Annotated in this window: 10 protein-coding genes; 8 read left to right on the top strand and 2 right to left on the bottom strand. The window is 73.1% G+C overall.

Features of this window, described 5'->3' with window-relative positions:
* Positions 1-208 precede the first annotated feature (208 nt).
* Complete coding sequence (gene smc, locus IPG72_07735) at positions 209-3,733, bottom strand: chromosome segregation protein SMC (protein MBK6768885.1); 3,525 nt, start codon at positions 3,731-3,733, stop codon at positions 209-211.
* Between the two features lie 330 nt (positions 3,734-4,063).
* On the opposite strand from smc, the gene IPG72_07730 reads away from it, so the two are divergent.
* The 8 genes from IPG72_07730 to IPG72_07695 are packed head-to-tail and all read left to right on the top strand — an operon-like array spanning position 4,064 to position 11,077.
* A complete protein-coding gene (locus IPG72_07730; protein ID MBK6768884.1) occupies positions 4,064-4,819 on the top strand; it encodes a glycosyltransferase family 2 protein in 756 nt (251 codons plus the stop codon).
* A 5-nt stretch (positions 4,820-4,824) separates the two neighbouring features.
* Entirely contained in the window at positions 4,825-5,403 is a 579-nt protein-coding gene (gene moaC / locus IPG72_07725) for a cyclic pyranopterin monophosphate synthase MoaC (GenBank protein ID MBK6768883.1), read from the top strand.
* Positions 5,400-6,578: a pyridoxal-phosphate dependent enzyme gene (locus IPG72_07720; protein MBK6768882.1), complete on the top strand. Its 1,179-nt coding sequence runs from the start codon at positions 5,400-5,402 to the stop codon at positions 6,576-6,578. Before moaC ends, IPG72_07720 begins: the two co-directional genes overlap by 4 nt.
* 6 nt (positions 6,579-6,584) lie before the next feature.
* The gene (gene selD, locus IPG72_07715) at positions 6,585-7,637 is read left to right on the top strand and encodes a selenide, water dikinase SelD (protein MBK6768881.1); all 1,053 of its coding nucleotides are present in this window, start codon (positions 6,585-6,587) and stop codon (positions 7,635-7,637) included.
* Positions 7,634-8,389, top strand: a complete 756-nt coding sequence (gene rnc / locus IPG72_07710; GenBank protein MBK6768880.1) for a ribonuclease III — start codon at positions 7,634-7,636, stop codon at positions 8,387-8,389. Before selD ends, rnc begins: the two co-directional genes overlap by 4 nt.
* Complete coding sequence (locus IPG72_07705; GenBank protein MBK6768879.1) at positions 8,386-9,552, top strand: hypothetical protein; 1,167 nt, start codon at positions 8,386-8,388, stop codon at positions 9,550-9,552. The genes rnc and IPG72_07705 overlap by 4 nt, the downstream gene beginning before the upstream one ends.
* Positions 9,553-9,563: 11 nt before the next feature.
* Positions 9,564-10,100 (top strand): flavin reductase family protein, encoded by a 537-nt coding sequence (locus tag IPG72_07700; GenBank protein MBK6768878.1) that lies wholly within the window; start codon positions 9,564-9,566, stop codon positions 10,098-10,100.
* 59 nt (positions 10,101-10,159) lie between these two features.
* Complete coding sequence (locus IPG72_07695) at positions 10,160-11,077, top strand: hypothetical protein (GenBank protein ID MBK6768877.1); 918 nt, start codon at positions 10,160-10,162, stop codon at positions 11,075-11,077.
* 15 nt (positions 11,078-11,092) lie between these two features.
* Here the strand turns inward: IPG72_07695 and IPG72_07690 are convergent, their stop codons facing one another.
* Positions 11,093-11,797: a hypothetical protein gene (locus IPG72_07690; GenBank protein ID MBK6768876.1), complete on the bottom strand. Its 705-nt coding sequence runs from the start codon at positions 11,795-11,797 to the stop codon at positions 11,093-11,095.
* Between the last annotated feature and the right edge of the window lie 80 nt (positions 11,798-11,877).

Genomic DNA, 11,877 nt, shown 5'->3' with positions numbered 1-11,877 from the left:
CATCGGTCTGCAGAGTCGAGGATCGGGGAAGCCTTGGCAGCGGCGCATGGTGCCCGGTAACCGGCAAACCGAATACACGGGCCAACGGTCCGCATGCGCGATCATAGCATGCCGGCGACGGCCACGTCTAGAGCCTCGGCGCCCGCCGTAACCTGTCGGAGCGTTCGACCGCCGGAGCCGGCCCGGTCCGCCGGGCGGGCAGCGCGCCCTACGCCGCCGCGTCGACCTTGAGGCTGACGACCTGGCTCGCGCCGTCCTCGGCCATCGTGATGCCGTACACCGTGGCCGCGCTCTGGACCGTGGCCCGGTTGTGCGTGACGATGACGACCTGCATGTGCTCGGCGAGGGCTGTCAGGCACGTTCGGAAGCGGTCGACGTTGGCCTCATCCAGCGCCGCGTCGACCTCGTCGAGGACGACGAACGGCGTGCCGCTGACCTCGAGCAGCGCAAAGAGCAGCGCCACCGCCGTGATCGCTCGCTCGCCGCCGGACAGCAGCGACAGCGGCTGGCTTCGCTTGCCGGGCGGCCGAGCAATGATGTCAATGCCGGGCGGCGCGCCCTCCTCCTCGACCGGCATGAGCACGAGCTCGGCCTCCCCGCCGCCGAAGAGCAAAGGGAACGAACGCCCGAACGACTCGGCCACGGCCGCGAACGTCGTGCTGAAGCCGGCGGCCATCTCGCCGTCGAGGGTGGCCAGCGCCGTGCGGAGGTCGCGGTCCGCCGCCTCGAGGTCGTCCAGCTGGGCGATCAGGTGGGCGTGGTGTTCGGCCGTCTCGTGGTATGCGGCGAGCGCCTCGCGGTCGATCGCCCCGATGTCGCGGAGCCGCCGGCGAAGCTGGCCGATGCGCGCCTCGGCCGCTTCGTCCGGCGCATCCATTGGCCCGTCCGGCACCGCCGCCAAAGCGTCGGGCTCGATGTCGAGCGCCTCGGCGTCCACCAGCCGCTGTTCCGACAGCCGGCCGATTCGGTCCTCGGCCCGTGCGATCGCCACCAGCGCCTCGGCCGACCTGCTGTCCACGGCGGCCACGGCGCGGCGCGTGGCCTCGAGCGCCTCCGCCTGCGAGCGCGCCTCGTGCCGCAGGTCGCCGGCGTTGCTCTCGGCGATGACGAGCGCGGCCTCGAGATCGACCAACCCGCTCGCCAGCCGTTCGCCTTCGGCCGCCGCGCGCGCCGCCTCGTCCGACCAGCGGATCGCTTCGACGTCGAGCGTCTCGGCCCGCGCCAGGTTCGCCGCCGCCCGGCCGCGAACCGCCTCAGCTTCGCGTACGACGGCATCGCGGGCGGCGCGCTGGCCCGCCAGTACGGCCGCCGCCTCCGCCTGGGCCGCGCCTGCGCCCGCGAGCGCGACGCGCGGCGTGTTCACATCGATTCCTTCGGCGGCCCGGCTGGCGGCCTCGACGGCGGTCGTCCGTACCGTGATCTCGGGCTCGGCCTGCAGGATCGCCTGCTCCACCATGGCAAGCTCGTCGCTCAGCGCCGCGCACTCCGCGGCCAGCTGGGCGCGCCGCTCCGTCGCCCACGTTTCCTCGCGCGCTGCCCGCTCGTGCGCTGCGCGCGCCGCGTCGCGCTCCTTGGCGGCGGCGTCGCGCGCGCGGCTCAGCACGGCGCGCGCGTCGGCCAGCGTGCCGAGCTCGGCCTCGAGCGCGCGGCGCGCGTCGAGGCAGCGGTCGACGGCGCTGCCTGCCGCCTCGGCGTCCACGCGCGCCGCATCGAGGACGTCGGGCAGGTCCCGGCGCTCGCGGGCCATGGCGAGGACGTCGCGGTTGCCGGCGCCGACCGTGACCGCGCCGCCGCGGTGGACGAGCAGCCCGTCCGCGGTCGCGGCGCGCGCCGGCCCGTCGGGTCGATCGACCGCGGCATTCGCGGCGGCCAGGTCGCGCACGAAAGCGACGTCCGCCACCAGCACTTCGACCAGCCCGGGCGCGTCGGGCGCACGGAGGACGTCCACCGCCCGCTGCTCTCCCTTGCGCGGGGCCCACGTCCCGCCCACCGGCCGTTCGACGGTCGCCGGCGCCAGGTAGGCCGCCGCCGGCGCGTCGCGGACGATGGCCACCGCTGCGGCGATGTCGGCGCTGCGGGCCACGACCGCGGCCCGGACGAATGGGCCGAGCGCCGCCGCGGCGGCCGCCTCCCATGCGTCCGGCACGACGATGAGCTCGGCGACCGTGCCGCGCAGCGCCACTCGGTCGCCGTCGCCCAGCTTGGCCATGACGGCCGCGTCCGTCCCGGCCTCGCGAAAGAGGGCCTGCAGCGTTCGGTGGCGCGACTCATGCATGCCGAGACTGTCGCGCGCTGTGGCGTGCGCTTCGCGCGCTGCGGCCAGCGCCGTGTGCGCGTCCGCCAGCGCGCGTTCGATGTCCGTCACGCGCGCAACATGCGCCGTGTAGCGCGCTTCCACGTCATCGAATGCCGCCTGTGCCGCCGTGTTCGCGGCGCCGAACTGCGCGATCGAGGCGGCCGCACCGGCGAGCGACTCTTCCGCTGCGGCGAGCTGGAGGGTTCGGGCGGTGCGCGTTTCCAGAAGCGACGAGCGTTTGGCCGCCAGTCGCGCGATCTCGGCCTGCAGCGCGGCGAGGGAAGCGCGCGCCGCATCCACCTCGGCCCCGCGGCCGACGCGCTCCGCCTCGGCCGCGTCCTGCGCGCGTCGCGCCTCGGCTACGGCGGCGTTGTGCGCGTCGAGCGCAGTGGCGAGTTCCGCCAGGGTTCGCTCGTACGCGGTGAGCTGAGCGGACAGCGCGGCGGATTCCTCGCTCAGGCCGGTGGACGCGGACTGAAGGCTCTCGCGTTGGCGCTCGACGGCGGCCAGCTGGGCGTCGGCGACGGCGGCCTGCTGGCGCGCCGCGGCGAGGGCGCCGGCGGTCGCGTCGCGCTCGGCGCGCAGCGTGCGGAGCGTTTCGTCGGTGCGGTCCGTTGCGCTCGCAGCGGCGTCGAGCGCCGTCGTCGCGGCTTCGGAGTGCCGGCGCGCGGCATCGCGCTCGGCGTCGAGGGCCGCGCCGTGGGCGCGGGCGTGCTCGAGGACCGCCGCCGCCTGCGCGGTGTGCCAGCCGTACCACTGCGCCAGCAGGCCGCGCAGCTCGGCGGCCACGGCGCCGTGCTGTTCGGCGCGTTCGGCCAAACGCTCCATCCGGCGCAGCCGCGGGCCGAGTTCGCCGAGGATGTCCCGGACACGACGGAGGTTCTCCGCCGTGTCGGCCAGCTTCTTGAGGGATCGGTCCGCCTGCCGCTGCAAGGGCGTCAACCCGGCGGCATCGTCGATCAGCGCGCGCCGCTGGTCGGGGCGCATGACGATGAAGCTGTCGACGAGGCCCTGGCCGATGACGGTGAAGTGGCCCTGGCCGAAGCGGCCGGCGACAAGGTCCTGCACGTCGCGCAGCCGGACGCGGGCGCCGTTGATCGAGTAGATGACCGTGCCGTCCCGCTCGACGCGCCGGCCGATCGTCACCTCGGCGAACGCGATGTCGAGCCCGCCGTCCCCATTGTCGATCGTCAGCTGGACCTCGGCGATGCCGGAGCGCGAGCGGCGCTCCGTGCCGGCGAAGATCAGGTCGTCCTGACTCCGGGCGCGCAGATGCGTCGGCCGCGTCTCGCCGAGCACCCAGCGCACGGCGTCGGCGATGTTCGACTTGCCGCTGCCGTTGGGGCCGATGATCGCGGTGACACCGCTCGGGAAGACGAAGCGGGTGCGCGAGGCGAAGCTCTTGTACCCGGTGAGGGACAGCTCTTTGATCCGCATGGGGCGCGGCAGTATACGTTCCTTGGTCGCAATCCGGAAGCCTCGGCGGCATTCCGGACGCAAGCCGCCGGCGGCTGCCACGGCCATCGCAAGTCGATGCCTCCGGCGCCCCGCGGCGGCATGCGCAACGGCCCGCATGGGCGTCGGCCCGTACGCCTGACCCGTACCCATGCGCCTGACCCGTACCTGTACGCATGTCCCGTACCCGTACGCCTGACCCGTATGCTAAACTGTCGGCCAGCCGCCCGGTGCGCTCGCCATCCCTGCGTGCCCGGCCGGCGCCCGTTGCCCCCGACCGCCTATCCATGTCCCCGCGGAGAGCGAAAGACGATGCTCAAGAGCGAGTTGCGCGTCGACGTCGTCATCCCGGTCTACAACGAGGAGCGTGCGCTGCCGCCCTCGATCGCGGCGCTGCACGCGTTTCTCGGCACCGAGCTGCCGGTGGATTGGCGCATCGTCATCGCCGACAACGCGTCCGTCGACCGAACGCCGGAGGTCGGCCGCTCGCTGGCGGAACGGTACGACCGCGTGTCCTACCTGCGGCTCGAGCAGAAGGGTCGCGGGCGCGCACTGCGCCGCGCATGGTCGACGAGCGACGCCGACATCGTCAGCTACATGGACGTCGACCTCTCGACGAACCTCAGCGCCTTCGTTCCGCTCGTCGAGGCGATCGGGTCCGGTGGGTACGACGTCGCGATCGGCTCGCGATTGAAGCGCGGGGCTCGGGTGAAGCGGCAGTGGAAGCGCGAGTTGATCTCGCGCGGCTACAACCTCCTGATCCTGATGTTCTTCCCGCGCCGTACGTTCTCCGATGCGCAGTGCGGCTTCAAGGCCGTCAGCCGGCGCGCCGTGGACGAACTCCTGCCGCTCGTCGAGAACAACCACTGGTTCTTCGACAGCGAGCTCCTGCTGCGGGCCCTCCAGAAGGGCTATCGCATCGCCGAAGTGCCGGTGGAGTGGATCGAGGACCTCGACACGCGCGTCAAGATCGCCAAGACGGCCGTGGAAGACGTCGAGGGCCTGATTCGCGTGCGGCTTTCGAGCCCGCCCACGGCCTTCCGATCGATCCGCCCGCCCACCGCCTGATCGCGATGGGCCTGACGCACCTCGATGCCGCCGGCCGCGCCCGCATGGTCGACGTCGGCGGCAAGCCGGCGACCGAGCGCGTCGCGACGGCCAGCGGGCGGATCGTCATGTCCCCCGCCACGCGTGACCTGATCCTCTCCGGCGGCCTGCCCAAGGGCGACGTCGTTGCCGTCGCCCGGATCGCCGGGATCCAGGCAGCCAAGCAGACCGCGACGCTCATCCCGCTGTGCCACCCGCTGGCGCTGAACCGGGTGGATGTCGACATCGCGCCCGACGACGTCGTGGAGTCCGCGGGTGTCGCGGACGGACGGCCGGACGGGGCCGTCGCGCTGCGCGTGCGGGTCACCGTCGCGGCGCGCGGGCCGACGGGCGTCGAGATGGAGGCGCTCACGGCCGTCTCGGTGGCGCTGCTGACGATCTACGACATGGCGAAGGGCGTCGAGCGCGGGATGGTGCTCGGCGACATCGGGCTCGAGTCCAAGGCCGGTGGCCGGCACGGTCCGTGGAGCCGACGATCGGACGCTGACGACGGCGCGGCGGCGGGAGATCCCGCGCCTGCCGCCCATCCCGCGACGTCGCCATGACTTCGCCTGCGCTTGGCCACGTCGGTGCGATCCGAACGACGCACGATCCGCTGAGCTGGCTGGCCGAGGACGGCGGCCTGCTCTGGCCGGCCGTTCGGCCGTTCGACCCGGCGGCCGTTGACGATGCGGCTTCGGGCATTTGGCGTTACCGCGCCGCGCTGGACGTCGACGCCGATGCGCCGGCGCTGACCCTCGGCGAGGGCGGGACACCGCTCATCGCCGCACCGCTGGACGGGGCGGCGGTTCACTTCAAGCTGGACTTCCTCCAGCCGACGGGCAGCTACAAGGATCGCGGTTTCGCCACCTTGTTCACGGCGCTGCGCCACGCCGGCGTCCCATCCGTCGTCGAGGACTCGTCGGGCAACGCCGGCGCGAGCGCGGCGGCGTACGGCGCGGCCTCCGGCATCGCCGTGACGCTCTGCCTGCCGGCCGACACGGCGCACGGCGTCCGCATCGCGCAGGCCCTTGCGTTCGGGGCGACGATCGACCGGACGGGCCCGACGCGGGCCGCCGCGGCCGAACGCGCCCGGGTGATGGCCGACGCCGGTGCGGTGTACGCCAGCCACGTCTATCACCCGGCCTACCTCACCGGGCAGCAGACCGTCGCGTTCGAGATCTGGCAGCAGCTCGGCCGGGCGCCGGACGACGTCGTCGTGCCGCTGGGCCACGGTGGACTGCTGCTCGGCCTCGCGCTCGGATTCCAGGCACTCCTGGATGGCAACTGCATCGACCGTCGCCCGCGGTTGCACGGCGTACAAGCCGCAGTGCAGGCGCCGATCGCGGCCGCGTTTGCCAGCGGCGCGGCGCGCCCGGCACGGTCCGGCAGTCCACCGGTGCCGGCCGCGCCGACGGTCGCCGGCGGCATCGCGATCACGGACCCGCCGCGCGGGGAGGCCGTCCTGGCGGCGGTGCGGCGCAGCGGCGGCACGGTCCGGGCCGTCGATGAGGCGACGATCCGCGCGGGGCAGGCGGCGCTCGGATCGCTCGGCTGGTTCGTCGAGCCGACGAGCGCCGTCGTCGCGTCGACCGCGACCGCGCTGGCGCGGTCCGGCGGGCCGGGCGCGCGTGTCGTCGCGGTCCTGACGGGCTCGGGGCTCAAGGACGCTGTTCCACGCGCGGTGCTTCCGCAGGACGTCGTTCCGCGCTTCGTCGTTTCGCACGATCGGAAGGGTTGAGCGCACATGGTGCGTCCCAAAGACGGCAAGTCCGGTGGCGAGATTCGGCTGACCGAGCGCGCCGCCTGTGCCGGTTGAGCTTCCAAGATGGGCCCGGAGGCCCTGGCGCACGTGCTGCGCCCCTTGGTGGGAATGTTCCCGGCGGCCGAACATCCGGCCCTCCTCGTCGGTCTCGACGGGGCGGACGATGCTGCGGTCTATCAGCTCTCCGACGACATGGCGATCGTCGTGACGACGGACTTCTTCACGCCCGTCGTCGACGACCCGTACGCTTACGGGGCCATCGCCGCCGCGAACGCGATGAGCGACGTGTTCGCGATGGGCGGCGAGGTGCTCCTCGCACTGAACATCGTCGCCTTCCCGGACGACCTGCCCGCCGAGGACGTTCAGGCGATCATCCGCGGCGGCGCCGAGGCCGTGCGCGCTGCCGGCGGCGTCGTGGCCGGCGGCCACAGCGTCGTCGACCCGGAGCCGAAGTACGGCCTCGCCGTTATCGGCCGCGTCGATCCGGCGCGCGTGCTCCGCAAGCGCGGCGCACGCGCGGGCGACGTGCTCGTCCTCACGAAGCCGCTCGGCACGGGGCTGGTCAGCACGGCGCTCAAGCGCGGTGTCGCCGATGCGGATGACGTTCGGGTGGCCATGCAGTCCATGGCGGCGCTCAACCGCGCGGCCGGCCGGGCGGCGTCCGCCGTCGGCGCGCACGCGGTCACGGACATCACCGGGTTCTCCCTCATCGGCCACGGCCTGGAGATGGCCGACGCGAGCGGCGTGGCGCTCCGCATCGAACTGCGGCGCTTGCCGCTCCTGCCCGGCGTGCTCGCGTACGCCGCCGCCGGCCACACGCCCGGCGGCACCGACCGCAATGCCGAGGCGTTCGGTCCGCACGTCGTGGGCGCGCTCGACGAGCCGTGGCGCTCGATTCTGTACGATCCGCAAACGTCGGGCGGCCTCCTCGTGGCGCTGTCGGAAGCCGACGTCGACGCATTCCGCGCGGCGTTCGATGGTCCGGCGCCGGTGATCGGCCGCGTCGTCGCGGGCCGTGGGATCGAGATCGCGTGAACGACGCCGACGTCGGGCCGGACGCCGTCGCCCGCGCGCTTGGCGTCGAGATGCACGTCCGGGCGCATTTCGAGACGGCGCTCACGCACAGTTCGTTCGTGAACGAACAGTCGGAGCCGACGGCCGACAACGAGCGCCTCGAGTTCCTCGGCGACGCCGTCATCGGCTTCGTCGTTGGCGAGCGCGTTTTCCGGGCGCTGCCGGACGCCGACGAGGGCGAGCTTACGCGGATTCGGGCGGCGCTCGTCTGCCAGCCGTCGCTGGCCGGGTTCGCCCGCCAGATGGGCCTCGGCAGCCATATCCGGCTGGGCCGCGGCGAGGAAGTCGGCGGTGGGCGGGTGCGGCCGGTGCTCCTGTGCGCTGCGTTTGAGGCGATCATCGGCGCCGTCTACCTGGACGACGGCATCGAGGCGTGCGGCCGCGTGCTCGACCGGTTCATCGGCCCGGAGCTCGAGCGGCTCGTAGTGGCGAAGCGGGGCAAGGACGCGCGAAGTCAGTTCCAGGAGGCGGTGCAGGCGCGTTGGCGGGTCACGCCGCACTACGTCGTTTCCTCGCAGCTCGGCCCGGCCCATGCCAGACACTTCATCGTCGAGGTTCGCGTCGGTGAGCACGTCTGGGCGAGCGGCGAAGGGCGCTCCAAGAGTGAGGCGTCGCAGGCGGCCGCTCTGGCGGCGATGGCGGTGTTCGAGGCGAGTGGCGTCGACGGTGCGGCGGCAGGCGGCGCCAGCCAGGGCGTGGATCTCGACGCGTGACGCCGTCCGATCGTCTGGGCGATGTCCGCCGCCGCGCGTTCGCGGCCCTCATCCTCGCGGCGCTCCTGGGCATGGGCGGCGCGGCTGCCGTGCGTTGGCCCGTGTCGGCGCAGGACCTCGGCGACGGCATCCGCATCACCGACCTCAGCTGGCGGGACATGGACTTCGGCGGGGCGACGCTGACGCGGCTGACGGGGCTCGTCGTCAATGAGCGCCAAGCGCCGGTCGGCCAGGTCGAGATCGCGGCCCGATTCCGCGCCGCCGAGGGGACGCCCGTCCTCCGGATCGGCACGACGATCGCCGATCTTCCCGAACTTGCGCCGGGCGAGTCGTCGCCCTTCACGATCCTCGTCGGGCCGCTCGCTTCGTCCGCGGTCGGCCATGTGGACATCACCCTCGGTGTGCGGCCGGCGGACGGCCGCCGGTACCGCGCGCTCGTCGTGGAGGACGTCGTCACGCGGACCGTTGGCGGCGCGCCGGCACTGTTCGGCTGGCTGCGCAACGCCGGTGACGCATACGCCAGCGCGTCGAACACGAACATCATCGCCGGCTTCTGGGATGAGCTTGGCCTGCGCGAAACGCACGCCGCGACGATGCCGATCGTCTACCAGCCGGGCACGCTCGTCGGACAAGGGCACGCACCCGACGGTCGTTATCCGTGGTTTCTACGACTGCCGGACGGGCCTTGGACCAAGCTCGAGTACTGGGTCGTGGCCAAGCGTTACGCCGACGGCTTGTGGCCCGTTCCGCTCGGCGTCATCGACTTGGCGCGTGACGATCAGGGCGGCGCCGTCACGTTTGCGGGGCGGCTCGTGCATTGCGGACAGCGGCCCGTCTCCGAGTTCGCCCTTGTCTCGAGCGCGGCAGCGGCGGCCGGCGGCGTCCTCACGTTCACGCTGAACGTCGTCACGCCGCGGCGCCCGATCGTGCCGGGCGACGACGTCCCGATCCGGATCACATGGCCGGGCCTCGATCCGACGATCCCCGTCGATCGCGTCGTCCACCTGCCGCTCTCGTTCGACGTGCAGTCCCTGCCGCCGCGCGCCATGCCGTGCACGGGCGCGGAGCGCCCGGCGATGAGCGTCCTGCCGTGGCTCGGTCGCGGTGCGGTGGGTGCGGCGGTCGTCGGACCGCGCGTTGACCCGCGCCGGGCCGACCACTAGAATCGGCCGCCATGACCCCGACCCAGCCAACGCCGCCGGACGCGACGGCCAGCGCCGATGATTACCGCGCCGCGATGCGCCGGTGGCCAAGCGGTGTGACCGTCATCACGATGGTCAGCGACGGCGTGCCGCACGGCATGACGGCCAGCGCGTTCACGTCGGTCTCGGTCGCGCCGCCGATGGTGCTCGTCGTCATCGACCGCCGCTGGCGCTCCCATGCGCGCGTGGCCGCGTCGGGTGCGTTCTGCGTGAACGTCCTCGCCGCCGACCAGTCGAAACGATCCGACGTCTTCGCCGGCCGCGTCGCCGACGCGGCCGACCGCTTCGCGGACGTGCCGTACGGCACCGCGGTGACGGGCTGCCCGTGCTTCGACGATGCGGTCGCGTGGTTCGACTGCGTCGTCGACCGGGCGTACGACGCCGGCGACCACACGATCTTCGTCGGCCGGGTCGTGGCGTGCCATGCAGGCGACGAAGATGCGTCGCCGCTCGTGTTCCACAACACGCGTTACGCCCAGTTGGTCGATCTCGGCGACACCGGCGCCTGACCGGGCGGAGGGCAATCGTCGACGTTGCGGACCGAAGCGCGGTTGCCGACGGCCGCACGGTGGCTCGGCGCTCCGTGCTCGTGCTGTTCGTCGATGGGATCGGCTGGGGGGTCGATCAGTCGGACACGAACCCGTTCGCGCGCGCCGAGTTGCCGCACATGTGCCGGCTTCTCGGCCGTCGGCCGGTGGCAGGCACCGGCCGGCCGACGCTGCCGGCGCTGGCGCTCGACGCAACGATGGGTGTCGCCGGACTGCCGCAGAGCGGCACGGGGCAGGCGGCACTGATCACGGGGCGCAACGTCGCCGCGGCCGTCGGCGCGCACAGCGGGCCCTTCGCCGGATCGGATGTACAGGCCGTGATGGCCCTGCACAGTCTTTGGCAGGATGCCCGCCGGCACGGCGCTCCGTCCGCACTGGCAACGGCCTATCCCGAACGCCTGATCGAGCGCGTCACGGGCGGCGCCGGGCGGCTCTCGGCGATCGCGCGGGCGGCGGTGCAGGCGGGCGTGCCGTTGCGCGGGCCGGCCGAGTCGGCCGCCGGACGCGCAATTCCGCCGTACTTCAGCCCTCCGCGCGGGAGCACCGGCCGTCGGCCCATCGTCGCCGATCCGTACGAGGCCGGCCGCAAGCTGGCCGCCGATGCGCGGACCTATGCCCTCTGCGTGTACGAGCACTTCGCCACGGATGCCGCGGGACACCGCGGCGACATGGACGACGCGGTCGATGTGCTGCAGCGCCTCGACGCGTTCATTGGCGGCATCCTGTCCGCCTGGCCCGCCGACAGCGCCCTCGTGCTCATGAGCGATCACGGCAACCTGGAGGACGCGACCACCACGCAGCATACCCTTGCCCCCGCCCTCGGCGCGTGGCGAGGACCCGACGCCGGCGGTTCGCCGCCTGCTTCCGTGACCGAGATCGCGCCGGCGATTCGCCGCTTTCTGGACTGGACACCGATCGGGCCGCGCGACGAAGCGTAAACGGACCGCTTCGACCTACGGCGCCGGCGCGGCGTCCGCTTCGAACGTCGGCGATGCAACGGGCGGGTTCCAGCCGCTGGGCGCAGCCGACGGCGCAAGGAACGGTTCGGCCGCCCAGCCGACGTTGCCGCGCGCGTCCTGCACGCGCCAGAAGACCGTGCCGTCGGCGGTCTCGGGTCCGCCGAGGATCTTGAACGTCTCGCCCTCCGACACGATCCGGATCGTCAGGTTGTCGGCGCCGGCCCCCATCCGGTATCGGAGGCCGTCCGTGCCGACACCGTTGACCGTGACGAACGCGCCGATCGCAATCGTACCGCTCACCGACCCTGCGCCCGGCAACGGGGTAGCAGCGCTGGCACCGAGCATGGACGGCGTCGAACTCGTCGGCGCACCGAGTGGCGTCCCGATGGGGACCGTCGCGACGCCGGCCATCGTGGCCGGGCTGGGCGTCGCAACCGAGAGCCCGCCGGCGGCGTTGCCGGTGGCGGCGGCCGATGGACGGGCGCTGGTGGCAGCCGACACGAGGGCCGTCGGCGTCGCCGGCACGGCGGCACCGTCGTCGGGCAGCGGGCCAAAGAAGAGGTAGAGCGTGGCGAGCACGATCGCGATCAGGAGCACGGCCGCCGCGGTCTGGGGGCTGATGCCGCCCGTCAGGCGCGACGACGTCGGCGGATCCGGCTCGGGCTCCGCGGAATAAGGCTCAAAACCGTAGTCAGCCATGGGTCGACCCCCTCGCATGCGTCGCTCGATCCAGCGCCGCCTCACGCGCGGCCAGCCGACGATTGTGTCGACGGCAGCGG

Source organism: Candidatus Avedoeria danica (assembly GCA_016703025.1).
GTDB classification, from domain to species: domain Bacteria; phylum Chloroflexota; class Anaerolineae; order Epilineales; family Epilineaceae; genus Avedoeria; species Avedoeria danica.
The sequence above is the reverse complement of the archived record's forward strand: the minus strand, read 5'-3'. Positions and strand labels throughout refer to the sequence as shown.